Genomic DNA, 26,035 nt, shown 5'->3' on the forward strand with positions numbered 1-26,035 from the left:
AGGTGCTAGGCAATGACGATTCTAGGCAACGAAAATTTCAGGATGGAGCTAAGCGACCGCGGAGCACTTCAGTCTCTGATATTACAGGGCGACCCTAGTGAAATGAATTGGGTAGTTGATCCGTCTTATTTGGAAGAGGCAGGTTATGCGGATACAGATAAGCTATTCGGAGAATGGACAATAGAGCTAGACGGGAATATCATAAAAAGCACTGATCTGTTGCCCAAAATCACGCCAGAAGGAAAACACCGTGTAATTGTGGATTTTGAAGGCGCGCCGATTGCAATCAGACTTACATATTCTTTGGAAGATGAGCGACTAAGATGGACTATTGAAGCTATGAACCGCTCAACACAGTCTGTAAGAATTAATGGACTTCATGTGTGGTTTTCGCTCGCTTATGTCATGTACAGAGATGAAAATGTGCAGCGCAATATGAGTCAGTCCTGTGCAGTATTCCCCCATCTTGGTGGAGATTTCGCTAAAATTGCTGCCATTCGACGGAGCAACGAAGCACCACATCTGGGTGTTTATGGTGTTCAGGGCAGAACAGTAACCCTAGGTACTTATTGTAGTTATAAGAATCGTTTTCTTGAGCAGGTTTCCCCTTCTTTGGATGGTCTGCTGTATCATCGGCTATCGTTGGTGGAGGACGGATCATCTATGACCGAATCTGCAGCTGCCGACTGGATATATGGTGGCGCTTACAGTCCGCTGGATCTTGACGCTGGAGAGACCTCCAGCTGGGAATACATATTCCATCCCTGTCAGAATCGAGATGATTTCTATAGGCAGGGTATGGCCTATGGACATCCGCGCTGGAGCTATACGCCTGTATTAACCCGGGGAGGAAGGTTCGAAGCTGTTGTTGATCTGCCGCAGGGCCAGGCTCTACGTGAGCTGCGTTTGTATAGCACTTCAACGGCAACGGAGCTGATCCGCCAGGAGAATATTACGAACGAAGCTGTACGGTTGGAGTCAGGCAGCAGCTACACTATATCTTTACAGCGTTTGGAGCCGGGAGAACATAAGCTGGAGCTGGGGCTAGAAGATGGACGGACCGATATCCTGGTCTGGAATGTACTGGAGTCGATTGACCTGATTCTGGAAAAGAGAGCCGAGTGGTTGGTAAATAACAACTTTGGAGGGACAGGTGAGGCTGAGAGGCCATATGCCTTCCGTCCGCTATCGAATCAGGGAGAATCGCTGGGTAAGGTTGCTTTTCTTCTGATGAAGAATAGCATGGCCAAGGCTGTCCCCGAACAAGTAGCTAAGGCCGAGGTTGCCGCAGTATTGGATGTGAAGGAGCATTGGTTTGAAGGCGGAGATTTCAATCATCCGCGTCCCTTGTATGGAGAATTCTACCGCATTTATGATCTGGATTATATTGGGCATGTCTTTTATCTATTGTCACGAATGGATGGTTCATTACTTAAAATTCATTCTCCTAGAGAATATCTACAATGGACTGCCGAAATCATGTGCCTTCGCCTAGACCCTGATCGGCATAGTGGGCAGCGTGAACAGGATGAGAGCCGTCTAAATGGTATATTTGTGCTCTATATTCTTGATTTATTAGAGGCACTGAAGCAGAGCGGTCTTTCAGAAGAGTATAAACGTCTACTTACCTTATGGGAGCAATTTGGCAGAAATCTGGAGACAGGGATACAGCAGTATGAGGGAGCTATAACGGAGCATTTTTACGATAATGCAGGATTTGGTCCTACCTGTGAAACATTGTGTCACCTTGGAAATAAAGAGGAGGCTCAGCGTTATGGGCAACTAATTCTGGCAAATATCGGATTCAGCAATGATTACAGAGTGCAGAATCCGGATCGTTGGTGGGAAGCTTTGTCGTATATGATTCATTCCCTTTGGGGTGGATTGGTAGCAGGTGCATCCCGGGTTGCCTATGAATTCCTTGGAGACCCTGAATATTTGGAAGCCGCTTACCGTTCTACGATGGCAGTATTCAATTGTTACGATTGGAATGTACGCTCTACTCCACGCCGTTTGTTGCCTGGAGAGGCAGCTTCTACATATAGTGTGGCAGCTCCTAACCTGAACATGCCAGAATTGTCGCGAAACCGTTTTGGGCAATCCGTATTTGTGGGGGCAAGTGATTCCTTGTTTGCTTCGCTGTTCTCGGGTGTGACAGGAGATGATTGGGATATGGGGGAGGAGCTAGTGGCCTATCTAATGGGCTTCGGGACAACCACATATTTGTACAGGGATCCACGCGGAAAGATGCGCTGTATTAACGGTTATATTGAAGAAGACTCGGAGGGCTGGATCGTAACAAGTTACGCTGCATATCCGTCAAGATATGTGCTGCTTGAGGATAAGCTCGAATATCGCACAACTGAGGGGATACTAGAGCCTCGCGTAAGACTGGCAGGCGGAGGAATATTCAGCCCTTGTCTGTAATCGCTAAGAATGACAAACCATGATGATTTTAGGCTAAAGCTTTAAATGCTTGGCTTGAAATAAATAGATATGAAAAAAAGGGAGGCAACAAACATGAAGTTTGGAAAACGTACTCTAGTTCTATCTTTAGCATCAATGATGGTTTTTTCCGCACTGGCAGGCTGTTCGGGCAATTCCAACAACGCGGCTCCAAAGGCATCTGAAGGGTCTGGAGCAGCCAACAAGGAAACTACGCCTGATAAAGATGTAACCTTGGAATTATTGTATTGGGGTGATGATGTACAGAAAAAGCTGGTAGAAGCGGCAGCAGAAAAATATACAGCCGACACCGGAGTGAAAATCAATGCACAAGTACTTCCAGCAGATGGCTCCTTTGATACATTTATTCAGACCCGGCTCGAATCCGGTGAACTTCCAGATATCAGTTATATGGGTGAAGGCGATATCCAAAAGTACAATGAAATGGGAATTATCGAAGATATCAGCGATTTATTAGCGGACGGAAGCATTCCTGAAAAACTATCAGCGATTACAATCCATTCACCTGAGCAAAAAGTGATTGGAGTCGGCCTATCCAACCAGTTGGAGCTGCTTTACTATAGCAAGTCCAAATTTGATGCAGCAGGTCTTGAATATCCACCCTCCAAAGTTGAAAATGCGTGGGATTGGGATACATTCGTGACAAACGCGAAAAAGCTAACGACAGATACTAAAGGAAAAACAGCGGCAGATGAAGGCTTTGATGCTGCTCTGACCGAGAACTACGGGCTTGGTATGACAGCGGGACGGGAGTTCCACCACTTCTGGGCAGCTTATGCCAACGGTAGTGGGATTGTTTCCCCGGATGGAAAGGAGTTTCAATGGGATTCTCCCAAAACGGTTGATGCCATCCAGAAGCTAGCTGATCTCGTTAACAAAGACAAGGTTGCATCCGCTTTCAATTACACTTGGAATTCTGGAATTGGTTCTGCGGTAGACGCTTTGAGTGGTGGTTATGCCATGGCAATCAGCGGCTCTTGGGATCTAGCTAATATCAAAGGTAATGAAGATATCGGCGTTGGCGTTCTTCCTAAGATGGAAAAGGCAGTAACGATGAACTGTGGTGCTCCGCTTGTTGTGTACAATACATCGAAGCACATTGAGGAAGCCAAGAAATTCTATGCTTACATGGTCAACCCTGAGAACAGTCTGGAGCTGCTGAAGAGTGGTGCGTGGTTGCCGAACCAGGCAGATTGGTATACCGATCCTACCTTGGTTGAAAAGTGGACCTCCGATCTTCCTGAAAGCGCAAAAGAAACTATCCTTAGTTATTCCACAACGAAAGACTCTATCGCACAATGGCCTGCATATTACGTTCCTGCCTACCTCAAGATGAATACTGAATATGAGAAATCTATTGATCAGGCGTTGGCAGGTAAGAAAAGTGTTAAAGAAGTCTATGACGCGATCATGCCAGCGATCAAGCAGTTGTTCGAGAGCGGCAAGGTTTCCTAATTAGAGCTTATATTTGAAAAGAGGGCTATTGCTTATGAACCCAGAGAGCAAAACCGAAACGGCTGCGGTCTATGTTAAAAAGCATGCCAGAGGTGTCACCAAAGAGGCGGTGGCTGGATATTTGTTTGCAGCACCGGCCATTATTGGATTTTTGGTATTGACGCTTTATCCGATGTTGGCCAGTTTGTTTTACAGCTTTCATAAAATAACGATTATGAGCGGAAGCCAAGTTATGGAGTGGATTGGACTGGATAATTTCCGGTACATATTCACCAATACCAGCTCCGAATTCAAGAAATCCATAACGGTAACCTTGATTTATGCCTTCATTAACGTGGCGCTTGTAATCACCTTTTGTCTGGTTGTTGCACTCTTATTGAACCGTAAATTTATCGGCAGAAACTTGATGCGGGCTATATTCTTTCTGCCGTCTGTAGTTCCGATGCTGGCGACAACAATTGTGTGGCAGATGCTTCTACAGAACCAAGCCAAGGGTGGATTGCTTAACTGGATTTTATTGCAGATAGGAATAGCCCCTGTTGATTTCCTGACAGATCCCATCCGTATTTTTGAGACATTGTTTATCATGAGCTTGTGGACCTGTGGTGGGACGATTGTTGTGTTCATCGCTACGCTGCAGGATGTTCCGGGAGAATTGCTGGAAGCTATCGAGATGGACGGGGGAAATGCTTGGCACAAGTTCCTCAAAGTAACCTATCCGACGATCAAGCCTGTCCTCTTTTTCCAATTGATTATGTGCATGATGACCTCTATCCAAATTTATACGCAAAGTGTGGTGTTGTCCAGAAATGGTGCACCCGATCGGATGACTTATTTTATCAACGTTATGATCTATGACCATTCATTTGTTCAGGTAGGGATGCGCGGTTTGGCGTCTGCTGAGGCATGGGTCGTCTTCCTAATCACTATGGCCATTACTGGTGTGCTGTTCTACTTCCAGGGCGCATTTAAAAGGGACGATTCGATGGGCAAAAGAAAGAAGGCGAGATAATGGCGGCTACCGCAATTATGAATTATACAAGTATCCAGAAAAAAAAGAAAAGAGCTAAAGCCATCAATACCGGGCTGATTCTGCTCTCCTGTCTGCTAGCAGTGGTGTTTGCTTTTCCGCTTTATTGGCTGCTGCGAGGTGCCTTCGTGAGCCATACAGAAATACTGGCGCGGCCGCCTGTGTTTTTCCCTGAGTCACTAAATGTCGATAATTTTCGGCTTGGGTTGGAACGTATTCAGTTCCTGCGGCAGCTCTGGAATTCAGTTTCGATTGTAGTTCCTTATGTGATCGGGACGGTGCTGACGACAAGCTTTGCGGGGTATGCCTTTGCTAAGCTGAACTTTCCGCTGCGCGGGATGTGGTTCGTGCTGGTCATCAGTACGATGATGCTGCCTAGTGCCGTAACCCTGCTGCCACAATATTCTCTGTACACTTCTTTGGGACTGGCTGGCAAACCTGCTCTTATTATTCCGGCCTTTTTCTGTGCAGGCGGCAACGCGTATTTTGTCTTTTTGCTCCGGCAATTTTTCATGACGATTCCACTAGAACTCAGTGAAGCTGCCAAGATTGACGGTGCGGGTTACTTCCGTATCTACTCCCGCATCATGCTGCCGCTTATACGTCCCGCAATGATTGTTGTGGCGTTGTTCAGCTTTATCAACTGTTGGAATGAATTTTTCTACACCATGATTTATTTGAAGACTGAAGCAGATTATACGCTGCCTATGGGCTTGTATATTGTGAACGGGATGCGCATTCCGAACTATGAACAGGTCATGGCACTGGCGCTCGTCGTTACAGCTCCTTGTCTAGTATTTTTCTTGATCGGCAACAAATATTTTGTTGAGGGCATTACATTAACAGGAATCAAGGGATAAAAAGGAGGAATTCATCCAAATGACAAGTCATAAATGGCCCAGAAGAGCTTCTGTAGCGGCATTATGCGCGGCTGTGGTATTAAATGCAGGGATTGTTCCCGTATCGGCTAACTACACGACTGATTTCTATCATGAAGGTGTAGGCACCGATTACGAGCAGGCGAAGTGGAAGGATAATTCTATTGTTAAGGAAGGCGTTAATTTCAGCGATGTCACCGTCGGAGAAATGATGCAAGCGATTGAAGCTTTTGATTTTGAGGCTTTTGCAAAAGATAATTCCGATTTGCCTTGGCTTGATGCCTTGCTTGTTAACGAAGGTGTCATTCCGGATGATGTCAACGATGAAGTTAGCGCCAATACTCTGTTCAGCCGGGGAAGCGCTTTGTACATGAAGACTCAGGATAATACCAAGCTGGGTTTTGTGGGAACAGTGCATTACGCGGATACTTTGAACAAGGACACGATGTATAACATCACCCTTTCTACAGGAGACTTGGCGGAACAGAAAAATGTGCGGAAGAACTACCCGAGTCATGAGAATCAGACCTACACAAGCGGAGGCCTGGAGATTAACCAGCGGAAATTTATTTCCAGCTATAACAGTGCTGTAACGCTGCTTCAATTGAAGAATCCTACAGCCAGCGATATAACGTTGACGATGAAGGTTAAATCACCTTTCGTCTCAGCGGCTGAGGGTGATGAGCTGGTGGGTTACAGAGTGGCTGCTCCGCTAATGATAGGCAAAGCCGGGCAAAAGGTAGTTGAAGCAATGTCCTACGTGGATGTTCACCTGAGCGGAAACGGCATGAGTCCTTCCGGAAATGAACTGGTTAAAGAGATTACAGTGCCCGCCGGTGGCTCCGTTGACCAAAAGGTAGTCATGGGTTGGCTCGCGGATGAAATACCAGGCTCAAAGCTGCATTATGAGAGCTTTAAGGCTGCTGACAGCAATGATACAGCCTTCTCCGCACAGGTGCGGGAGTACAACGAGTGGTGGGCAGAGAACATTCCATATATCGATGTTCCCGATGAGAATGTGAAGAAGGTACTTTATTATCGTTGGTGGTGTAACCGCTTTAATTTGCTGGATGCCAACATTCCGGGCAATGACTGGCAGTTCCCGATGAACATGGAGGGCGTTCTCGGCTACAACAACGGGATTACGGTCAGTGTACCATGGGCGATGCAGGATCTGAAATGGCTGCGTGATCCTTCCTACTTGTATGGAACCTGGCTGGCTCAGGGGGAATATTCCGAGAATAAGAACTATAAAAATAATCCCGGACGTCCTAACATCTGGACTTGGGATATGATGCAGAACACGTCGCAAGTAGGCTGGGATGCTTACAAGATTTACGGTGGTGGTCAGGAAATACTGAAGAAGTTCGCTGATTTTTCCGCCACTGATGTTACCGGCACACTTGAACATTTTAAAGGCACTAATCCAAATCTTGTTTATTATAACCACGGTCCGATTACAGGTAATGACGGAGATACCGTATCCATGCACTGGAATGGCAGTGGTAACTATGCCCGGCTGGATGGTTCTTCTACTACCTACGCCAATGCAGTGGCAACAGCGAAGATGTACGAGCAGCTTGGGGATACTGCGGGTGCAGCTAAAATGAACACTGTGGCGCAGAATATTAAGAATTCAATTCTGAATGAGATGTGGTACGACAAGGCTGACTTTGATGGTGACGGTGTGGCAGATACGAATGGTACAGGCAGCTTTTTGCACAAAAAAGTTGTGGGTGGTACCGATGTATTCAACCCTTGGCGGGATAATAACATGTTTGTCTTTAACTTTGGTGTAGTACCAACTGAAGGTGAAGAAGGATATGAGGCGAAATATTTATCCCAGTTGTCTGATTACGCAGATCCGAATTATTATCCGATCTTTCCCTTCTTTACAGCGGATCAGAACAGCATTATGAAGCGGGTGGAAGATTTCAAGAACGGCAAGACGGATGCCTTCGGTACAGACCAGTTCGCATGGTGTAACTTCGGCAACTATATTAATACCGTTCGTGCCTCTCTGCGCTATTATCCTATAGATAACATCAACAGTGACGTTTACAAAACACTGTTTGATTGGGGCGCATGGTTGCATACAGTGGAGCCGGGCAATACGGACCACCTGGACTCTAATGAATTTTTCTGGCTGGAGGATTACTTCTTCGGCACACCATGGACAAAAGACAATCCTCCTAACCCTAGTGGAGATATGGTACGGGCATGGATTCACCACGATACGCTTGGCATGATGAATTACACTGTGGTTGAAGATATGGCGGGTATTCAGCCACGGACAGATGACAAAATCGAGCTATGGCCGATTAATGTCGATTATGACTATTTTGCTGTAGATAACGTGCGTTATCATGATGCTAACTTATCTATCGTATGGCAGGATCCTGCTAAATACAGTGACAATCCTCATTATCAAGGTATTCCAGCAGGTTATTCGCTCTTCATTAATGATGAACTAGTAATGACAACTAACGAAATGTCTCATCTGATTTATGATACAGCTACTGGTAAGGTGGAAAAACCTTCAGGTGATGTAACCGGGGCTGTTGGCGACAACTCGAAGACACAGGTATTATATGAAAAAGGCAGTGCTACGACGCTTGCTGCGGCAGATCAAACATCCCTAGCCAGCAATGAGAAGACTGTCGATATGTTTAATAAAGCAGGCGTAGATATTGTTAATGACGGTACGAATCTGGCTGTTGCTTCAGGCACTACTGTTGAATCGACTTATATCAAGAGCGGTTCGAACATCCGCAACCTGGCGGACAATTCGACAATCGCATCAATTAATCATACCTCAAACACAGCTTTATTCGGAGGTTCGCCGAATTCCGTCGATACGGTTACGTTCAAATTTGATGGAGTCCAGGCTGTGGACAATGTAAAAGTCTATTTCTATAATGACCGGCTTCTGAACGGTTATGGTACACCACAGACATTTGGTGTCGAATATCAGGATGCTGATGGAAGCTGGAAACCAGTGGAGGGGCAATTCCGCTATCCGGAGTATATTGCTTCCAACTATAACAATGTAGAGTTCCAAAAGGTTAACACTGCAGCGATTCGCATTCATGTGACGCATTCGCTGGAACTTGCGACCGCCATCAAGGAGATTCAGATCTACAACAATAATCTGGAGGTTAAGGCGGCTGCCAATCAGGCACCAAAGGTTTATCTAGAAACACCATTGAAGGTTGAGCAAAATGTGCCTCTGACGATTATGCCGCAAATCGTTGATGATGGATTGCCAAGTGGCAAGCTGACTTATACCTGGGAGAAGATTTCAGGTGAAGGAGAAGTAGAGGAGACAGGGCTTGATAAGGCCATGCTGCAAGCAACCTTTAAGGCGACTGGTGAATACGAATACCGCCTGACTGTCAGCGATGGGGAACTTGAAACTGTCGTGAAGGTTCCAGTCACCGTATTTGTAGCTACTGCAGAACTGACAGAGATGATCGCTAAGTTTGCGGATCGGGATTCCGGCAGACTTGTCCGGAACAAGGATGATTTTACTGCGGCAACATGGCAAGAGCTGCAAGCTGCGCTGACTGCTGCCAAGGCATTGCTGGCTCAGGGAGAATATACGCTGGAAGAGATCAAAGTGGCAACGGGTCAAATGCGGATGGCGGTGGAGAACCTTAGATACAGAAATGCTGCCCTTTTGGCTAACCCTAGTGCCTCTTACACTTCGGCATGGGAGTCTGTATATGGCATTAATGATGGTTATATCCCTTATACTTCAGCAAGTATTTACAATAGCGAAGCAGAAACTCAGTATGGGAACTGGGGCGGTCCCGGTGAAAGCCACTGGCTACAACTGACCTGGAAAGAGCCCGTGACTTTGTCAGGCAGCTCCGTGTACTTCTATGATGATGAAGGCGGTGTACAGGTACCGGGAGATTACAGCTTCGAATATTGGGATAAGGATGCCGGAAAATACTTACCGGTAACGGGCCTGAGCGAGAAAGGCAAAGCAAGAAATGCATTTAACGAGGTAACCTTTGACGAGGTGAAGACGGATAAACTCCGTTTGATTCTTAATAAGCAGTCCACTAGTATTTGGACAGGCGTTAAGGAATGGCGGGCAATTTCGTCTAAGCCAGAAGGAGAAGTTCCTGCTCCCGGCGACCATGGTGCGATTGTAAGCATTGAACAGATTGCGGTGAGTACGACAGTTAACGTCGTGCCTAATCTTCCAGCTAAGGTTACGGTAACTTACGCCGATAAAACGACAGGCTTGGCAAGTGTGGTATGGGAGGAAATTCCCCTTAACAAACTCACCATTGCTACAGACTTCACTATATTTGGTAAAGTGGCGGGCACCGATATTGCTGCCAGTTGCCGCATCAGTGTGAGGTACGATAAATCTAAACTTAAAGCAGCCATTGATACAGCGGAAGATCCTTCGGTAAATGAAGAGAATTATACCGGAACGCCTGAGCAATGGGAGGCACTACGCATTGCACTAGAGGCTGCTAAAGCCACTTATGCAAATGACGGTGCTACCGATGGTGATATTAATGTGGCATATTCCAATTTGAAAAATGCCTTTGAAGCCTTACAGCCTGTCGAAGCTCATGATGCAACGATCAGCGGAATCACAATTCCGGGCGGATCTATTGATCAGGTAGCCAAAGAAATTATTTTACCGGATACGACTACACTTGTTGAGCTGAAGGAAGGACTTACTGTTCCGGTAGGGGTTACCTTCGCTGTGTACGAACCCGATAGCATTACTATTGCGGGAGAAATCCAAACGGGTTACAAGGTCATTGTGACGGCACTGGATAAAACAACGACCAGAACGTATACCTTAACATTAGTTTCTGTAAATCCACCTCTCATAACGGCAGCCTTGGAGGAGAAGCTTAGAGCAATAGAGGCTCTGGATAAGAGCCTTTATGTAGAGGAGAGCTGGAATACTCTTGAGAAAGAGGTAGCACGTACAGTGATGTTGCTGGAGAGTGGAACTGCCACTCAGGCAGACATTGATGAGGCATTAAGTCAGCTTACTGCGGCGGTTGCGGGCCTGAAGTTGCTTTCAGAAGTTACGCCAACACCTACGCCAACATCAACACCTGCACCGACAGCGACACCAACGCCAACGTCAACGCCGAAACCAACAGAGGCAGCGGGTACTTATGTGCCGGTAGCCACGGCCAAACCGTCGCCTAGCGCGTCTGCGACAGCTGCCCCTGCTGTAAGCAGTGGTGAAATCGTGGTCCAGACGGTTATAGAAGCAGATGGAAAAGCATTGGCTGAACTCACTGCCGCAGATGTTGAAAAGGCAGCAAAGGATGCAAAGGATGGTATGCTGTCCATTGTCGTGAATCCTACCGGAAACGCGAAACAAATTGTAGTTGAGCTGCCACTGCAGTCACTGGCAGCAGCGGGGAATGTTAAATCCCTCAAGATTGATACAGGAACAGCAAGCATAATGCTGCCGGAAAATTCCCTGAAGACTTACAAAGATGCTAAGAACAGCAAACTTAAGCTTATTGTGGGCACTGGAGATATATCCGGATTGCCACTTTCGGTAAGCAGTCAGTTGAATGCAGGTACAATTAAAGACATCAGTCTTAGCGTAGATGGTGTGATTATTCCAGGCGATGTACTGAAGACATCGGGGATCAAGCTGGCACTTCCTTATACGCTGAAGTCTGGTGAGAAAGCACATAAAGTAGTGGTTTATTACTTGAACAGTAATCAGCAACTAGAGATCGTTAAGAACGGAAGATTTAATACAGGAACACAGATGCTTGAGTTAAATTTGCAACAGCTTGGCAGTTATGTAGTGGTTCACTCGAATGTTTCATTCAAAGATACCGCTACAGCTAATTGGGCGGTAAACAGCATTGAAGCACTCGCAGCACGAGGCGCAATCCAAGGGATGGATGCTGAACACTTTAATCCAAGTGGAAATGTGACCCGTGCAGAATTCATCAAAATATTGATGAACGCTTTTGATTTACTAGATGAGACGGCTGTAAGCACATTAACAGACGTTAAGGATGGGGCATGGTATGCCAGTCCGATTGCGAGCGCTCAAAAGCTCGGTATTGTTAAAGGCAAAGCGGATGGCAACTTTGGTGCAAGCGAGGAGATTACTCGTCAGGAAATGGCGGTCATGATTTATCGTTTGGCTCAGACGATTAATATCCCTTTGACTGACGGAACAAAGGCTTCTGGTGAAGCATTCTCTGATGTGAACCAGTTATCCGCGGATGCAGCCAAAGCTGTAGAAGTGATGCGTATTAGTGGAATTATTAACGGTATGACATCCAACCAATTTGGACCAAACGGCAAGGCTACAAGAGCGCAAGCAGCGACCGTGATCTTCCGCCTGTTTGAGCAGCTTCAATAATCATGCAGCAATACAAGATATAAAAAATCGTGCAGCAATACAAGATATAAAAAAGACGCAGGTGTCCCGTAGTCATGATCATGACTGCTGGGCACCTGTGTTTTTTTGCTGCCAACCCCAAACGCCTAATCTCATGCTCGTATCCACCACGCTCTTAAAACAAACTTTGCTTCATGGTATGTAATTTGCACGTAAGAGATCGCTAACGGACCCAGTAGCCCCTAAACGCAGCATTTATCGACTTTTGGCGTGCTATCGGACCCCATAGTCACTAATGGCATGAAAAACGCCCGGTTTGAGCCGCTTTTGATGAGATAGCTGCACTGGAGTCCGAAAATGTGCCCAAAAGGCGGTAATTGAGCCAATAACGCCTCCTGAGTCCGTAAGCGTCTGAGGATGCACTCGGTGTTATCGTATCTGAGTCCGTAAGCCTCAGGGGATGTGTTCGGTGTTATTGCGCTAGGTCAGTAAGCCCAAAGGATGAGTGTGATTCGGCGTTAACGGACCCAGTAGCCCCTAAACGTTGCATTTATCGACTTTTGGTGTGCTATCGGACCCCATAGTCGCTATTGGCATGAAAACCGCCCGTTTAGAGCCACTTTTGATGAGATAGCTGCACTGGAGTCCGAAAATATGCCCAAAAGGCGGTAATTGAGCAAATAGCGTCTCTAGAGTCCGTAAGCGTCTGAGGATGCACTGGGTGTTATCGTATCTGAGTCTGTAGGCCTCAGGGGATGTGTCCGGTGTTATTGCGCTAGGTCAGTAAGCCCAAAGGATGAGTGTGACTCGGCGGCAACGGACCCAGTAGCCCCTAAACGTTGCATTTATCGACTTTTGGTGTGCTATCGGACCCCATAGTCGCTATTGGCATGAAAACCGCCCGATTAGAGCCACTTTTGATGAGATAGCTGCACTGGAGTCCGAAACTGTGCCCAAAAGGCGGTAATTGAGCCAATAACGCCTCCTGAGTCCGTAAGCGTCTGAGGATGTATGCGGTGTTGAGTGCCTGAGCCGAAAGTGTCTGAGGATATATGCGGTGAGTCGCTATTGGCATGACCCCAAGGGCTGATTTAGTGACTTACCTGCGGAACCCAGCCTATGGAGCAGTCTCATTTTCTTTCTTGTTGATCCCTTTTCAGTATAATTTTGGCGGATAGGATTTGGAGAGACGGGGGATAATTTCTAGGAAACCTAATTCTGACAGGAGTGACTACTGTGGAGGAACGGCCAGCAGGTGGGAACAGCAATACGTCTCAAAAAAACACAAAATCTGAGCAGACTCTGAGTACGTCACTGGATGAAATGATGACTTTGTTTAGAGACATATTCAAGAACGATGGAACGCTTAGAATCAGAGTGTTTAGCAACATGTTTAGTGATAGTCTTCGCTTTGGATTAGTCTATGTTGACGGAATGGTTGACAAACATATGATCCAAGAGGGGATTATCAAGCCCGTCATGGCATTTGATTTTACCGAAAAGGATTGTGGCAATAAAGCCGAGCTGATTGAGAACATCCGGACGCAGGTCATTAGTATTAGCGATGTGGTTGCCTCTGAGAATTTTGATGAAATGATCTATGCGATTATAGCTGGCAAGACCTTACTGTTGATGGACGGTTATGCCGGTGTTCTGAACATTGGTGCACAGGGTTGGGAGACGAAAGCTCTTGCGGAACCGGTTACCGAAAAAAGTGTGAAAGGTCCAAGGGAGGGATTTACGGAATCACTGTTAGTAAATCTCACTCTTATTCGGCGCAGGGTACAAGATTCCGAGTTAAAATTTGTTTTTAGTTCACTGGGAACACGGTCCAAAACACCGATATGTATCTGTTACATGGAGGGGTTAGCATCACCGGCTATTCTCAAAGAATTACAGAATCGAATGGAACAGATTGACATAGATCTTATTCTAGATACGGCATCTCTGGCGGAATTAATTAGAGACGAGCCCTATTCGCCCTTTGAAATGACAGGAAGTACAGAGCGCCCGGATGCCGTAGTCAGTAACATGATGGAGGGCAGAGTTGCCGTGCTCATTGAAGGCAGCCCGTTTGCAATGACTGTTCCCTATGTATTTGTAGAGAATTTTCAAGCCAGCTCGGATTATTACATTAACTTTTATTTTGGTTCCTTCAATCGAATGTTGAGAGTTTTTGGAGCTTTTTTGTCGATCAGTATACCTGCTCTTTACGTAGCTTTAGTTACCTATAGCCAGGAAATGATCCCAACCATGTTGTTGCTCAGTATTTCTACTGCAAGAGTAGCAGTCCCTTTTCCTACAATAGTAGAAGCGTTATTCATGTTAACTATATTTGAAATATTAAGAGAGGCGGGTGAGCGGATACCTACCTATATAGGACAGGCTATCAGTATCGTAGGCGCTCTCGTGTTAGGACAAGCAGCAGTGGAGGCTAGAATAGTTAGTGCTCCAATGATTATTGTAGTCGGTTTAACAGGAATCATGACGCTACTTAACCCTAGGTTGACCGGTCCTTTAATTATCGTAAGAACATTGCTGCTGGGTGCGAGTTTTTTTCTAGGGATATACGGTTATTTTCTTGGAATGCTTGGTTTAGTAGTTCATTTGATGAGTCTGCGTAGTTTTGGGGTTCCATACATGCTTGGAGTAGGCTCAATCCGTCCTCAGGACATTAAAGATACAGCGATCAGGGCGCCGTGGTGGCATATGTATCTGCGTCCGGCGTTAATTGGGGCACGAAATATGAGGAGAAAAGGTTCCAATAAAATAAGGAGAAGACCATGAGCAAGCTGAAAAGGATACTTCTGATTGTTACATCCATGATGCTTCTGATCTGCAATACAGGCTGCTGGAACTACTTTGAAATTGACGATATGTCGATTGTTGCCGGGGTCGCGATTGATAAGGGGAAAAAAGACGGTCAGTTATTGGTGACAACAGAGATTGTAGATACAAAGGAAGGAATGAAATCAAGTCAGGCTGGCTTCAAAATGATCACGCTCGCGGGCGAGACCATGTTTGATATTGTGAGGGGAATGATCTCGATCACTGGAAAAAAGTTATTTTGGAGCCATTCTAAGGCGATTATCCTTAGTGAGGAGATTGCAAGGGAGGGAGTCACCAAAGTAATAGATTGGTACAACAGGGATACGGAAACCCGATCGGATGTGTATATTTTTGTCGCTAAAGAGAAGTCGGCTCAAGAAATCATAAGTCTCAGCAGTTCGACTGAGAGTATTATGTCCTATGCACTTGCACAGCAGATGAGGACTGAGAAAAATGTAAGTACAGCGCCGGTTGTGGAAATTTGGGACTTCATAGATAAGCTCGAGGCTTCTGGTGAATATGCCATCGCTCCATTAATTTATGTTCATGAACAAAATAAGACGAAGAATGCACGAGTTAGCGGAACAGCTATTTTCAGGATGGATAAAATGATCGGTATGATCAGTGGCGAAGAAACGAAATACATGTTGTTTGCCAACAATCAAATCCAGGGAGGTGTGTTAATCGTAAAGGATGAAAGTGGAGAACCTGCCTTTTCCCTCGAAATTTTATCCAATCGTACAAAAATAAAACCTGTATGGATAAACGGTAAGCTCCAAATAAAGCTTAATACACTGACACACGCAGGACTGGACGAGGTCAAATCTTCGGGGGAATTCAATAATCTGGACAGCAAGAAGACTATAGAAAGGTGGGCTGAAAAAGAACTGGAGGAGCAGATTCTCTCCGTTATTCATAAGGTTCAGAAGGATTACCATGCAGATATTTTTGGATTTGGAGAGCTTCTTCATGAGAAAATGCCACGGACCTGGGAGAAAATCGAGAAAAACTGGGGGAAGGAATTTTCCAACGTAGAGATAGTAGTGAATTCCAAGGTGATTATCGAGAGCAGTGCACAAACGTCAAGGTCTATCAAGATTCATCAAAAATAGGTGATAAAATTGGTTGTTGTGGTCATATTTATCTATGCGGTAATTGTTTTGAGTGATCCTTATGGTCTATGGAAACAGGGGATGAAGCGGGATTTTTATGTTTCTTCCGCACTATGTCTGGTATCATTCTGTATTGCTGTTGCATTGGCAATGAGATGGTCACTCCCTAGTCCTTCACCATACCTAGAACACTGGATTAAGATGCTATTTTAGGGGACAAGCCTAAAGGGAGAATAGAGCATGAACAAAGAGATCGTATCAACAGGGCATGCTATTAGTATTGCTGTCTTGTTTATTATGGGGACTTCAATATTTATGGGTGTGCCGGGAGAATCCGGTAACAGTAACTGGATCGCCGTATTATTAGCCATGGTACTGGTGGTCCCACTGCTGCTGATATATGCCAGACTACACATCCTATTACCAGGTAAGGATCTATTTGATATGTTGATTACCGTGTTTGGAGGCGTCTTGGGTCGAATCATTTCTTGTTTCTATATTTGGTATACCTTTCATCTAGGGACACTAATTCTTAGGGTTTTTGGAGAATTCAGTAGATCCGTTACTTTAACCGAAACACCAATGATAGCACCTATGGCATGTCTTGGACTGTTGTGTATATGGATAGTTAAGGCTGGGATTGAAGTGCTGGGGAGAAGTTCTAAGCTTCTATTACTGTTCGCAATATTTGTTAATCTAGTCATTGTCACCTTAGCTTTTTCCAAAATGGAATATCATCACCTACTTCCGCTGTTGGATAAAGGCTGGAAGCCATTATTTAACGATACGCTGGGCACATTTTCTTTTCCATTTGCAGAGGTTGTAGTCTTTCTGGGGGTATTCGGTAATTTATCGAAGAAGAGCTCAGCGAAGAAGGTATTATTTGGTGGCGTAGCGATTGCTGGGGCAATTATTATTATGGCTACACTACGGAACCTATTGATGCTGGGTCCTGAGGTCTTGTCTAGTTTATATTTTCCGGCTTATGTGTCTGCAGGGCGTATTAATGTAGGAGATTTTTTGACCCGAATTGAAGCGTCATCGGCAGTGGCTTTTGTAATCACAACATTTATAAAAGGAAGTTTATGCCTTTACGTATCTTGCATTGGAGTAGCTAAAGTATTCAAGCTCAAGAGTTACCGCTCCGTTGTGCTTCAGATGGGACTACTCATGATCTATTTTGCGGATTTTGTGTACAAGGATATTATGGAAATGTACTATTTCTCTTACCATATTTATAAAATATACGCCTTTCCTTTCCAGGTGATTATTCCGTTGATATTATGGATTTGCGCTGAAATTGTTGTGAGCCGAGGTAAAAATAAACAGATAGCGCCGCAGTCGCAGCAATAGCTCTAAATAGGAGGATACAGGTGTCTCGTGAGCCATAAAAGGTGGCTGTTGGGGTGCTTGTGTCCTTTTTGTTATGAGTAATTAGGTGAAATCCCACATTCGGAATCTTAGCGGAGCGCATAGTTGTTATTGATTAGCGTCCTCTGAGTCCGTAAGTTTCAGGAGAGGGCGATGATGCTATAATGATAGATACATAGAATAGAGATTACTTTTTTTGAGAACAGGGGAGCTGATCTATCATTGAATACATATATTCTTATATATGATAGCTTTGTGCAGTTTGAGGTTACATTGGCAGCTTATTTTATGAAAACAAAGGGTGAGGTTTATACCTTAGGTTTGGAAGATAAGGCGTTAATCTCCTGCGAGGGTTTTTCTGTGAATCCATCCGTATTGGTTGAAAATGTGGACGTTAGCACCATAGATTTATTGATTATCCCTGGTGGGGAAACAGATAATTTAATAGGGCAGGAGGCTCTATTAGATTTAATCAGAAGCCTGAATGGAGCAGGCAAAGTCATCGCGGGCATTTGCGGTGGGGTATCCATTCTTAAGGCAGCCGGAGTACTGGATGGTAAGGTTTATGTGGACAATGAATCTGGCGTATCTAACGTCGTTGTCGATGGAACAATCATTACCGCTAAGCCGAATGGATATGTAGATTTTGCGCTTGAAATTGGGCGAGTAATGAGTATCTATAAAGATGAGGCAGATTTGCAAGAAACGATAGATTTCTTTAAACATTTTAAATCCGTCTAAGGAGTAGAAGAGGGGAAACATGTATGAACGTTAGCAATATCATTATGTCCTCTTATTGGGGTAGAGAGGTTAAACATAAATATATCACCCAAGGTTCCAAAGCGCTGGCTGTTATTTTTCCGGGTAAAAATTATTCAGCTGATCGCTCTCTGCTGGATTATGCGGCTAAAGCTGCCCGGGAGCATAATTGTGATGTTCTGCTTTTAGAATATGGTTACCAGAGTGCTAGGGTGGATTTCAAGCGTGAAGAAATGAGTATTATCATTGAGGAATGTAAAGCCGTGATTGCTTCTCTGCCGGATTATAAGAGGTTTCTTTTTATAAGTAAAAGCATGGGAGCTGTTATTGCAGGTAGAATAGCTGAAGAGCTAGAAATACAGAAGAAGACGTCTCATCTATATATCACCCCGTTGCCTGAGGCGGTGCCGCTGATTCAGCGGAGTCGGGGGACTGTAATTTATGGTGGCAGTGACCCCTTATTTGGTGAAGAGCATTCGGGTGAAATTAGTGGGCTGAATCATTTGAAGGTGTATAGAATCGATGATGCCAATCATTCGCTGGAGGTAGGCAGTGTCAACGAGTCACTAGCAATACTGCTGGTCATCATTAATTTCTATCATGAATTTTTCCGGGATGCTTTAAATTAATAACTTTAGGAGATGATGAGTGTGATTTTGGAAGCTGCGATGCTGCAAGTGAAGCCTGGTTTGACTACTGAATTTGAGCAAAGCTTCAAGGAGGCATCAAGCTTAATCTCCTCGATAGAAGGTTATATGGGCCATGAATTACAACATTGCTTGGAGGATGATCATAAGTATCTGTTGCTGGTGAAGTGGAGAACGCTTGAAGACCACACTGTTGGTTTTAGAGAATCCAGCCAATATCAGGAATGGAAAGCACTCCTTCACCATTACTACGACCCATTTCCGGTAGTTGAGCATTTTACCCGCATTAATCTGGACTAAATGGAGGATACCGAATGAAGGCCAAGCTTGTTGGGGAAGGCAGAACAGCGGAGATCTGGCAGCATGACGATCAGAGGATTCTTAAATTGTATCGGGAGGATATAGCAGAGCAACACGTCAGCCGGGAATATAAAATCAGCCAGTTTGTACATGCGCGGGGTGTTCGGACCCCCCAGCCTTTTGAGCTTATTTCTGAACAGAATCGACAAGGTATCGTTTTTCAACAAATTCAGGGTCCCTCTTTACTAAAGGTGATGGGTGAGAAGCCTTGGAAAGTTACCCAATATGCCAGGCTGATGGCGGGGCTTCATTGTGATTTACATAAGCTTGAAACTACAGAGGAAATCGGCCAGCAAAAGGATATGCTGAAAAGTCAGATCATGGTTGCCCCTATGCTGAGCGAAGAGGAAAAATCCGTCATTTTGAAGTATCTGGAGAAGCTGCCGGAAGGCACTCGTTTATGTCATGGGGATTTTCATCCCGACAATGTGCTTATGGATGAACAGCTCTGGGTGATCGACTGGATGACGGGTGTAGTGGGAGAACCTGCTGGAGATGCTGCGCGTTCCGTAGTGATGTTCAGTTTGGGAGCTATGCCTCCGGGAGCTTCGGCCTTCTCCAAATTAATGTTAGGTTTTATAAGAAAAAGATTAACTAAGGGATACATTCAAGAGTATCTCAGATTATCAGGACACACTTATGAGGACGTAGACCGCTGGATTTTGCCGATCGCTGCCGCACGTCTGGTGGAGGGGCTTTCGCCTCCAGAGAAGGAGCTGCTGGTAAAAGAAGTTCGTAAACGTCTACACACCTTAGCCGCAGAGGTAAGCTGATCATGGCACAAAAACGGAGGCGTATTCTATGACTACCTATATAGCGCTGCTGCGTGGAATTAACGTCGGCGGGAACAAAATTATTAAAATGTTGGACCTGAAGGCGATGTTTCAGTCTCTTGGATTTGCAAATGTACGAACGTATATTCAGAGTGGAAATGTCGTTTTTGAGAGTGATGAAGGTTCGGTAAGCCTACTTAGAGGAGTCATTGAACGTCAGATTCATGAGGTTTTTGGATTCGAGGTCTCTGTTATTATCCGTACTTTAGCAGAAATGGAGAATGTGATCGCTAACGATCCCTTTCAGCTGTCCGAGCCAGAGGAATTCAAAAGATGGTATGTTACTTTTTTACCAGCCGAGCCTTCAGGGGAAGCATTGGATAAACTGTGCACTTATGAGAATGGACCGGATAAAGTGCGTTTTGTCGGCAGAGAGATGTATATATTATATGAGGTCAGTGTGAGCCAATCATCGCTTTTTAAAGTCCCTTTTGACAAAATACTCGGGATGCCCATTACCGCACGCAACTGGAACACGGTGAATAAGCTTGTTGCCATAGGCAAGATGGAATAACATAGTTTAGATTGAACAGGGTACCGAAAGGCTCCACATTGTGGGGTCTTTTTTGCGTGCCGGCAGCCTCATTTATTCAGCAAACATTCAGCTTGCACTCATTGAGAGTTAAGGTATGGATGAAATAATACACCTACGGAAAGCTTGGGCCGGAGTTACAGAACTGCCGGCATATAGAATGATCAAGGGATAGGAGTGAAATGGAGATGAGTTTTGCTAGAAAAATAAGCTCGGATCTTATACTGTGGCTCATTTTAATACTCGCTGCTTTTTTGTACGGTTATGGAGTTTGGAATGACCACTATGTGAATACATACTACACCACTGCCGTGGGAAGTATGCTGCAAAACTTTCATAATTTCTTCTTCGCTTCACTCGACTCTGCAGGTTCAGTCACGGTGGATAAACCACCAGTCACCTTTTGGATTCAGACTCTTAGCGCACTCATTTTCGGGCTGCATGGCTGGAGTGTGATTTTACCTCAGGCGCTTGGGGGCGTGGGCTCCGTGTTGCTCGTATACCTTCTGATAAAACCTACCTTTGGTAAAGCAGCTGCACGTTTAGCAGCGCTGGCCATGGCAACAACTCCAGTAGCGGCGGCTGTTAGCCGGACGAATAACATTGATGCTCTGTTAGTATTCACGTTACTGTTGGCGGTTTGGTTTTTATTTAAAGGAACGAAGAGTAATAAGCTGGGCAGTCTCCTTGCCGCATTTGCTTTAATCGGTGTTGGGTTTAATGAGAAGATGCTGCAGGCTTATATGGTTTTGCCGGCATTTTATCTCTTTTATGTCTTGGCTGCGAAAGTGAACTGGAAGCGGAAAACCGGAGTATTAGCGGCTTCGACAGCTATATTACTCGTGGTCTCGTTATCCTGGGCAGTGATAGTGGATTCAATTCCCGCTAGTAAACGACCTTATATCGGCAGCAGCGGTACTAACTCCGTGCTCAATCTTGCCTTTGGTTATAATGGTGTCGCCCGATTGACGGGTGATCGGGGGACAGGTGGTGGCGGAGGTGGAATGCCTTCAATGAATGGTGGTGAGATGCCGAACATGAATGGCGAGATGCCAGCTATGAACGGTGAAAGACCCGCTATGAACGGGGCAGATGCTGAAAATGGTACGGATAGCGGACGTGGAGCATTTTCGGGTCGGCAAGGTATGAATTCAACCTCAGACAGTCAAAATGGCGCCGATGATGGAGGTTCTCCAGGGCAACCACCCGGCGGTGGAACGGATAATCAAAACCGGCAATTTGGTGGTGAAGGTGGAGGTCAAGGACAACGCGGTGGCATGAATGGCGGCGGAGGTGGAATGTTCAATACTGGAACCGCAGGTCCACTGCGCCTGTTCCAATCAGAGCTGTCAGGTCAGGCAAGCTGGCTGCTGCCTTTTGTATTGTTTGGCTGCATTGGATTGTTCGCTAATCTGCGGAGAAGGAACTTTACGCAAGGGCATAAAGAAGCTCTATTCTGGTTAGCATGGCTGGTGCCGGTGATGGGATTCTTCAGTATTGCGGGATTCTTCCATCAATATTATCTGGTGATGATGGCTCCGCCGATAGCCGCGCTGGTCGGTGCAGGCTGGTCAAAGCTCTGGAGTCTGTATCGTGAGCACTCTGGTTGGCTGTCATGGCTATTGCCAGTTGCGACGCTGGTTACAGCAGTTTTTCAATGGTACATTATTCATCCTTATGACGATACGATTGGCAGGGGCTGGTCGATTGGCATTCTGGCTGCCGGTATAGTTGTTTCTTTGGTGCTGGTCGTTCTTAAAGGCAAGCAGAAGCCATTTGTTTTCTCGGCAAGTATTGTTGCTGTACTAGTATTGTTAATTGGCCCGCTCTACTGGGCAGCTACCCCAATTACTTATGGCCTGAATAGCCAAACCCCTGAAGCAGGACCAGGGAGCAGTGAGAGCAGAGGAGGAATGGGCGGCAATTCTAGCAACTTTGGGCGTAATAGCGCCACAAGTGCGAACGAGAGTCTGTTGTCCTATCTGGAGGAAAATAATACTGGGGAGCCTTATCTGTTTGCCGTATTGGAATATGGCACAGCAGCTCCTTATATCGTCGATAAGGGGGCATCGGTTGTTATTCTGAACGGTTTTTCCAATTCGGACACAGTATATACCACAGATACCCTAAAGGCGTTAGTAAAGAGTGGAAAGGTGAAATACTTCCTGCTGAGCAGCGGCGGTATGGGTGGTGGACGTGGAGGGAATTCTACGCTCTCTACCTGGATTACCGACAATGGCACAGAGGTTCCAGCAGCGGATTGGGCAGGAAATGACGCTGGCAACAGCGGAACGTTATACAAAGTTACAGTTAACTAGTTCAGTGTTTGAGGATACGAAGCGTGCTAATACATTTACAGGCACGCTTCAGCATTTAAATTAAAGGAGGAGCTGCTCATGAGTATCAACGTGCGCTATTCCATTATTATACCGATGTTTAATGAAGAGGCAGTCATTCAGGAAACGTATCGTCGTATTAAAAAAGTGATGGCAATGACGGAGGAAGTGTATGAGCTGATCTTCGTGAATGACGGCAGCACCGACAACTGTGCCCAGATGATCGAGGAATATAGCTACTGGGATGAGAGTGTGAAGCTGATCGATTTGTCACGTAACTTTGGACATCAGATCGCTATTACTGCCGGAATGGACTATGCCCTTGGGGATGCAGTTGTCATTATTGATGCTGATTTGCAAGACCCGCCTGAGCTGATCTTGGACATGATTGCGGAATGGAAGAAGGGGTATGAAGTTGTATATGCTAAGCGGGTGAAGCGAAACGGTGAATCCCTATTCAAAAAGTGGACGGCCAGCCTCTTTTATAGAATTCTGCGTTATTCAACCGATATTTCTATCCCTGTGGATACGGGTGATTTTCGGCTTATAGATCGTAGGGTCTGCGAAGAGCTCAAACGTCTACCGGAGAAAAACCGTTTTGTGCGCGGACTGGTCAGCTGGGTTGGTTTCCGTCAGAAGGCGATTGAATATGAACGGGATGAACGTCTGGCGGGGGAAACTAAATATCCACTAAAACGTATGATGAAGCTCTCTTTGGACGGAATCACCTCCTTTTCCTATAAGCCGCTGAAGCTGGCAGGATATTTGGGCGCACTGCTGTCGGCTTCTGGTTTTCTGTACCTTATGTATGTTTTGTACCTGGTGATTTTTACAGACTCAGTTGTTAAGGGCTGGGCTTCGATGATTGGAATTACGCTGACCTTCAACGGATTTGTACTCATTATGCTAGGAATACTAGGTGAATATGTCGGCCGGATTTATGACGAAACTAAGGGACGTCCGCTTTATATTGTCCAAGAGTTCTATGAAGGTAAGGGGCAGCAAAAGAACATTCGTGAGCACCCTGTGACCCATCTCCGTAAATAAACTGCAAGGGAGGGATTCATGATGAAGATTAGAAAAGCTGTCATTCCCGCCGCGGGCTTAGGCACTCGTTTCCTGCCTGCCACTAAGGCTCAGCCAAAAGAAATGCTGCCCATTGTGGATAAACCAGCGATTCAATATATCGTAGAAGAAGCCGTCCGCTCTGGTATTGAAAGTATTATCATCGTGACCGGCCGCAATAAGAAGTCGATTGAAGATCATTTTGATAAATCGGTGGAGCTGGAGCAGACGCTTTTGGAAAAAGGGAAAGAGGATCTACTTCGTGAAGTCCAGCTAATCAGTGAGCTAGCGAGCATCCATTACATTAGGCAAAAAGAGCCGCTGGGACTAGGCCATGCCATCCTTTGTGCGGAACAATTTATCGGTGATGAACCTTTTGCTGTTTTGCTTGGTGACGATATTATGGTTTCGGAGGACCCGGCGCTGCTGCAGATGATGAGATTGTATGAGCAAGAGGAGCAGACTATCGTCGGTGTGCAGCAGGTGCCACGGCAGGAGGTTAACAAATATGGGATTATAGCCTCCAGCGGCTCACTAAATGGAGTTCATGAAGTAAAAGGACTGGTAGAGAAGCCCTCGCCTGAAACAGCACCTTCAGAATACGCCATTATGGGGCGATACATTTTAGAGCCTTCGATATTCTCAGTGCTGGCTAACCTCAAACGTGGAGCGGGCGGTGAATATCAACTGACGGATGCTTTGCACGAGGTATCCCGGCAAGAAGGCTTGCTGGCGCTGGATTTAATCGGCAAACGTTATGATATTGGTGATAAATTTGGTTACATTAAAGCCACGCTGGAGGTAGGTTTGATGCGGGAGGATTTGCGCCCATTATTGGTTCCGTATTTGCAGGAGCTGGCTGCTAGTCTTAAGGGAAGAGAAGAAGAAGTGGATTCCTTGCATTGGAGTATACACAGTTGAGGGAGAGGAACTGTTTCAAACGATCATAACATCGGCTTTGGCGGTGGGATGAGGTTTTGAAGCAGTTTTTTTGCGTGTGGTGTTCAAAGGACGGTGAGGGACGAGCAAATAAGTGTACTTTATACAATTAAAAGTATGGGGGGACAGCTGCAAATCGATTTAGTTGCACTTGATACATCTATATCTTCACATTTTAACTAGAATGCTCATTTAGTTTGTTTTTAGTTGCATAAAATACACTTAAAACAGCCGTGTGGGTGTTATTGTATGAAATAGCTGCATCAAGTGCAGTTATTTTTAAATTTCGTAACTTGGTTCTCCTGGGTGACGAAAAAATCCGAAAGACCGATTCCTAAGAATCATCCTCCGGATTTATGTTTTGAGTATAGATTAAGCTTTCAGCACATCATGATCAACGTAACGCGTACCATTTAACTCGCTAATTACATTAATAGCTACCTTCGCACCATCGCCTGCGGTAATAATGGCATGTACACTTACTCCAGCAACAGTACCAGCAGCCCAAATACCTGCGATATTCGTTTTGCCTTCAGCATCAACGGCTACTACAGTTTTGATTCTTGGCTCTGTACCATCCTTAGTCTCCACACCAGCTTTGGCAGCTAGATCTGTAAGGGCGCCTGTGGCAAGAATGACATGTTTTGCTTCATAGATAATTCCATCTTCAGTTTCAATGACAAAACCATTGCCGCTGGAGGTGAGGTTGATAGCCTGTTCGGAAACCAGCTCAGCGCCAAATTTAACGGCTTGCTTATGCCCGGTTTCGACCAGCTCAGGACCACCTACTTCGGAAATTCCATAAAAGTTCTCAAACCAACCTCTGCGGGTCATGCCCTTATCGTTGTCGATCAGCAGCGTTTTTTTGCCCGCCTTGGCGGCGAACAGGGCTGCGCTTGCACCGGCAGGACCGGCGCCAATTACGGCGATTTCGTACATGTATTTACCTCCTAAAAGTTTTGTGGAGCGATGCTCCTTAGAATGGACTACATAGCAAAACTGGCAACGAAAGCATACGCTTAAGTTTTGTGGAGCGACGCTCCAGTTCCTCTTAATTATAAC

The 26,035-nt window shown here is 45.6% G+C and carries 17 protein-coding genes; 16 read left to right on the plus strand and 1 reads right to left on the minus strand.

Annotated features, from left to right (window positions below; genetic code table 11):
• Nucleotides 1-12: 12 nt before the first annotated feature.
• The 16 genes from MHI25_RS03215 to galU all read left to right on the plus strand — a co-directional run bounded on the left by MHI25_RS03215 (nt 13) and on the right by galU (nt 24,955).
• Nucleotides 13-2,427, plus strand: coding sequence for a hypothetical protein (locus MHI25_RS03215; RefSeq protein ID WP_340394966.1), 2,415 nt, complete (start codon nt 13-15; stop codon nt 2,425-2,427).
• Between the two features lie 93 nt (nt 2,428-2,520).
• Nucleotides 2,521-3,921, plus strand: coding sequence for an extracellular solute-binding protein (locus MHI25_RS03220; RefSeq protein WP_076220201.1), 1,401 nt, complete (start codon nt 2,521-2,523; stop codon nt 3,919-3,921).
• A 34-nt stretch (nt 3,922-3,955) separates the two neighbouring features.
• Nucleotides 3,956-4,933, plus strand: coding sequence for a sugar ABC transporter permease (locus tag MHI25_RS03225; protein WP_081387232.1), 978 nt, complete (start codon nt 3,956-3,958; stop codon nt 4,931-4,933).
• Complete coding sequence (locus MHI25_RS03230; RefSeq protein WP_081383335.1) at nt 4,933-5,811, plus strand: carbohydrate ABC transporter permease; 879 nt, start codon at nt 4,933-4,935, stop codon at nt 5,809-5,811. The genes MHI25_RS03225 and MHI25_RS03230 overlap by 1 nt, the downstream gene beginning before the upstream one ends.
• Before the next feature lie 19 nt (nt 5,812-5,830).
• Complete coding sequence (locus MHI25_RS03235; protein ID WP_340394967.1) at nt 5,831-12,211, plus strand: S-layer homology domain-containing protein; 6,381 nt, start codon at nt 5,831-5,833, stop codon at nt 12,209-12,211.
• A gap of 1,215 nt (nt 12,212-13,426) precedes the next feature.
• A complete protein-coding gene (locus tag MHI25_RS03240; RefSeq protein WP_340394968.1) occupies nt 13,427-14,977 on the plus strand; it encodes a spore germination protein in 1,551 nt (516 codons plus the stop codon).
• Entirely contained in the window at nt 14,974-16,131 is a 1,158-nt protein-coding gene (locus MHI25_RS03245) for a Ger(x)C family spore germination protein (RefSeq protein WP_076220460.1), read from the plus strand. Before MHI25_RS03240 ends, MHI25_RS03245 begins: the two co-directional genes overlap by 4 nt.
• 240 nt (nt 16,132-16,371) lie before the next feature.
• Nucleotides 16,372-17,484 (plus strand): endospore germination permease, encoded by a 1,113-nt coding sequence (locus tag MHI25_RS03250; RefSeq protein WP_340394969.1) that lies wholly within the window; start codon nt 16,372-16,374, stop codon nt 17,482-17,484.
• A gap of 240 nt (nt 17,485-17,724) precedes the next feature.
• The gene (locus tag MHI25_RS03255; RefSeq protein ID WP_076186261.1) at nt 17,725-18,243 is read left to right on the plus strand and encodes a DJ-1/PfpI family protein; all 519 of its coding nucleotides are present in this window, start codon (nt 17,725-17,727) and stop codon (nt 18,241-18,243) included.
• 23 nt (nt 18,244-18,266) lie between these two features.
• Nucleotides 18,267-18,890, plus strand: a complete 624-nt coding sequence (locus MHI25_RS03260) for a hypothetical protein (RefSeq protein WP_076138393.1) — start codon at nt 18,267-18,269, stop codon at nt 18,888-18,890.
• A gap of 21 nt (nt 18,891-18,911) precedes the next feature.
• A complete protein-coding gene (locus tag MHI25_RS03265; RefSeq protein WP_036676767.1) occupies nt 18,912-19,208 on the plus strand; it encodes an antibiotic biosynthesis monooxygenase in 297 nt (98 codons plus the stop codon).
• 14 nt (nt 19,209-19,222) lie between these two features.
• Nucleotides 19,223-20,041 carry an aminoglycoside phosphotransferase family protein gene (locus MHI25_RS03270; RefSeq protein WP_076186267.1) on the plus strand — a complete coding sequence of 273 codons (819 nt, stop codon included), beginning with the start codon at nt 19,223-19,225 and terminating at the stop codon, nt 20,039-20,041.
• 28 nt (nt 20,042-20,069) lie between these two features.
• On the plus strand, nt 20,070-20,615 hold the full coding sequence (locus MHI25_RS03275; RefSeq protein ID WP_076186269.1) for a DUF1697 domain-containing protein: 546 nt from the start codon (nt 20,070-20,072) through the stop codon (nt 20,613-20,615).
• 206 nt (nt 20,616-20,821) lie between these two features.
• Nucleotides 20,822-22,951, plus strand: a complete 2,130-nt coding sequence (locus MHI25_RS03280; RefSeq protein WP_340394970.1) for a glycosyltransferase family 39 protein — start codon at nt 20,822-20,824, stop codon at nt 22,949-22,951.
• A gap of 78 nt (nt 22,952-23,029) precedes the next feature.
• Complete coding sequence (locus MHI25_RS03285) at nt 23,030-24,016, plus strand: glycosyltransferase family 2 protein (protein ID WP_340394971.1); 987 nt, start codon at nt 23,030-23,032, stop codon at nt 24,014-24,016.
• An 18-nt stretch (nt 24,017-24,034) separates the two neighbouring features.
• The gene (gene galU / locus MHI25_RS03290) at nt 24,035-24,955 is read left to right on the plus strand and encodes a UTP--glucose-1-phosphate uridylyltransferase GalU (RefSeq protein WP_175619984.1); all 921 of its coding nucleotides are present in this window, start codon (nt 24,035-24,037) and stop codon (nt 24,953-24,955) included.
• A 390-nt stretch (nt 24,956-25,345) separates the two neighbouring features.
• On the opposite strand, the gene MHI25_RS03295 is transcribed toward galU, so the two are convergent.
• Nucleotides 25,346-25,912 carry an FAD-dependent oxidoreductase gene (locus MHI25_RS03295; protein WP_076124415.1) on the minus strand — a complete coding sequence of 189 codons (567 nt, stop codon included), beginning with the start codon at nt 25,910-25,912 and terminating at the stop codon, nt 25,346-25,348.
• Between the last annotated feature and the right edge of the window lie 123 nt (nt 25,913-26,035).

Origin of the sequence: Paenibacillus sp. FSL E2-0177, assembly GCF_037992975.1 — a bacterium.
Lineage (GTDB): Bacteria > Bacillota > Bacilli > Paenibacillales > Paenibacillaceae > Paenibacillus_AQ > Paenibacillus_AQ odorifer.